This is a genomic window from Litorilinea aerophila, assembly GCF_006569185.2.
In the GTDB taxonomy this organism is placed as follows: domain Bacteria; phylum Chloroflexota; class Anaerolineae; order Caldilineales; family Caldilineaceae; genus Litorilinea; species Litorilinea aerophila.
In genome coordinates, this window is record NZ_VIGC02000068.1 from 1 (window position 1) to 3170 (window position 3170).

At 63.1% G+C, this 3170-nt stretch carries 3 protein-coding genes; 1 reads left to right on the forward strand and 2 read right to left on the reverse strand.

Going from position 1 to position 3170, the window contains the following annotated elements; genetic code table 11:
- Positions 1-60: 60 nt before the first annotated feature.
- Complete coding sequence (gene purD / locus FKZ61_RS23570) at positions 61-1326, reverse strand: phosphoribosylamine--glycine ligase (protein WP_141612615.1); 1266 nt, start codon at positions 1324-1326, stop codon at positions 61-63.
- 389 nt (positions 1327-1715) lie between these two features.
- A complete protein-coding gene (locus tag FKZ61_RS23575) occupies positions 1716-2381 on the reverse strand; it encodes a TetR/AcrR family transcriptional regulator (RefSeq protein WP_229964381.1) in 666 nt (221 codons plus the stop codon).
- A 284-nt stretch (positions 2382-2665) separates the two neighbouring features.
- On the opposite strand from FKZ61_RS23575, the gene FKZ61_RS23580 reads away from it, so the two are divergent.
- Positions 2666-3058 (forward strand): DoxX family protein, encoded by a 393-nt coding sequence (locus FKZ61_RS23580; protein WP_141612617.1) that lies wholly within the window; start codon positions 2666-2668, stop codon positions 3056-3058.
- Positions 3059-3170 lie beyond the last annotated feature (112 nt).

The following is a 3170-nucleotide window of genomic DNA, read 5'->3' on the forward strand; positions in this document are numbered from 1 at the left end:
CCAGAGGTAGTGCCGCCGAATTTCTGCCGTGGTATTGACGCCAGGCCGTAGTCAGTCCCGTCATGCCTGGAGCCCGATGTCCCGGCGGTAGTGGGCCTGGTTGAAGTGGATCTGGGCCACCCCCTGGTAGGCAGCCTGGGCCGCGGCCTGGATGGTGTCGCCCAGGGCTGTAACGGCCAGGACCCGCCCGCCGGCGGTGAGCAGGCGCCCATCCTGGCGTTTGGTGCCGGCATGGAAGACCAGACAGCCCAGGGCTTCCGCCGCTTCCACGCCGGTGATCTCTACGCCGGTGGTGTACTCGCCCGGATAGCCGCCCGAGGCCATGACCACGGTCACGGCGGCGCCAGCGCGCCAGGAGGGCGTCACCGTCTCCAGGCGGCCCTCCACGCAGGCCAGGCAGATCTCAGCCAGATCGCTTTCCAGCAGGGGCAAGATCACCTGGGTCTCCGGGTCGCCGAAGCGGCAGTTGAACTCCAACACCTTGGGGCCGGCCGGGGTCAACATGAGGCCGGCGTAGAGCACTCCCACGTACGGCGTACCCTCCGCGGCCAGGCCCTGGACGGTGGGCAGCAGGATTTCTGCGCTGACCTGAGCCAGCAGCTCGGGGGTGGCCAGGGGCGAAGGGGCGAAGGCGCCCATGCCGCCGGTGTTGGGGCCATAGTCGCCGTCCAACAGACGTTTATGGTCCTGGGCGGCAGGCATCACCCGCAGGGTTTCCCCGTCGCAGAAGGCCAGCACCGAGAGCTCGGGGCCGGAAAGGCGCTCCTCCACCAGGACCTGGGCGCTGGCATCGCCGAACTGGCGCTCCACCAGCATGGCGTGGAGCACGGCAGCGGCTTCGCTACGGGTCTCCGGCAGGATCACGCCTTTGCCCGCAGCCAGGCCGCTGGCCTTGATCACAGGGACGCCATCCAGGCTGCGCAGGTAGCGGGTGGCCTGGTCGAAGTCGTCGAAAATTTGGGCCCGGCCGGTGGGGATGCCGTATTTTTCCATGAATTGTTTGGAAAAAGCCTTGGATCCTTCAATCTGGGCGGCGGCCCTGGTGGGGCCAAAGATGGGGAGGCCCGCCTCCTGGAACACATCCACCACGCCGGCCACCAGGGGTGCCTCGGGTCCCACCAGGGTGAGGTCAATGGCGTTGGCGGCGGCAAAGTCCCGCAGACCTGCCAGATCCTCGGTCGACAGGGCCACGTTCTCCGCCTTGGCCAGGGTGGCGGTGCCGCCATTGCCGGGGGCCACAAAGATCCGCTCCACCCGATCCGACTGACTCAGCTTCCAGGCGATGGCGTGTTCCCGCCCCCCGTTTCCGATCAGTAAAACCCGCATGCGTTCTCCTAACTTTGTGCTGCTTCCCGTGTTTTTTACGTATTTTGAAACGGGAGTTCGTCCAAATTCGATTTCAGAATGGGCTGGTCTATTGTATCACCATCTTCGCAGATTCGACCCAATCCCTGGCGACGGCGGGCCTGGCAAGCCCCGCCCCGACCGCGCATCCGTCGCCCTCCCTTCACCTGTCTGGGGTGAATCGGGGCGAAAACTTTTCGCCCCTACATCCCAACCAGCGCTTTGTCGCCGCCCCTTCATCCGCCCAGGACGTGGCGACCGCGTGCGGCTCCCAGCCGCACCTTCGGTAGGGGCCGCCCCCTGTGGCGGCCCGCTTCGGGCGGGCACGGAGGCCCGCCCCTACCGTGCATCCGGCACCCCAAGGACGGCCTTTACCCTGGCTGGGATGACTGAGCCAGGAGGGTGTGGACCAGGGTGCGCAGGCCAGCGCAGAGGCGTTCTTTCGTAAAACCCCGGACCTCCACCAGGTACTGCCAGTAGGGCGCGGTCAGCGGGGCCAGGAACATTTCAGCCAGCAGCTCGATGTCGAAATAGGCCGCCAGCTCGCCCTTGCCCCGGGCCGCCCGCAAGAGACCACGCACCGTCATCTGTTGCCAGATGAAATGGGGTGCGGTGGTTTCCGTAGCCCCCAGCACACCTTCCCGCTGGATCTCGGCCAGCAGGGGAATATGCCGCTGGATAAAGTCCGCCAGCTCACACAGGAACCACTGGAGCTGTTCCAGGAACGGGGTCTGTTCATTGGTCATGGTCCGCAATTGGGTCAGGACATGCTCCTGAAACTCGCTGAACTGCTGGTCCATGAGGGACATGCACAGCTCCGCCTTGTTGGCAAAGCGTCGGTAGAGGGTCCCCTTGCCCACCCCCGCTTCCTCGGCGATGGCGGCCATGTGGACGGCCGCAACGCCATGCTGGGCGAAGAGCTCCTGGGCGGTCTCCAGCAGCCGGGAGCGATTTTCTGCCGCGTCCCGGCGCTCCTGGGGCGAGCGGTGACACAAGTCTTCAACGGAGTCCAACAGGTAGATGGGTTGGGAAGTCATGGCCTGGACAGTGGTCACCAGAATGCTGGAGCAGAAATCAATCAACCGTGACAAAGAACCGAGATGGGAATCAATACGAAAAATCGACAAGATGTGGGGGCATACCCCCGCACAGCCACAATTCGTGTTGACAATCCAGTCTAAACCCATTACAATCAAAGCCGCAAGCGGACTCAAGTCCGCTTTTGGGTTATGGATAGGATTCAAGCAGATCTGGCCAAATTTGGCAAGCGTCAATCGGTTCCATTCACATCGGTTCCATTCGCATCCAAGGAGGATCAGTCATGGAAATTGCTTTTCTCATCGGTCGCATCATCGTCGGGGTGTACTACCTGATGATGGCCTTCAACCACTTCACCCGGGTCGGCATGTTGAGCGGCTACGCCCAGTCCAAGGGAGTACCTGCGCCCACCCTGGCCGTGATCGGCAGCGGTGTATTGTTGCTCATCGGTGGCCTGAGCGTGCTCACCGGCTACCAGCCTGTCATCGGCGTCATCGCGCTGGTACTCTTCTTCCTGCCGGTCACCTTCATGATGCACAACTTCTGGGCCGTAGAAGACGAACAGGTCAAGCAGATGGAGATGGTTCAATTCACCAAGAACCTGGCCCTGCTGGGCTCGGCGCTCATGTACCTGGGTGTCCCCACCCCCTGGCCCTTCACCTTCTTCGGCGGGTAATGGTTCGAGGGTGATGGCTCCCAGTCCAGAGGCGGGCTGGCCTGGTCCGTTTTCAAACCTAGTACAGTCTGGCGTAAATACCACGGCAGAAATTCGGTGGCACTACCTCTGG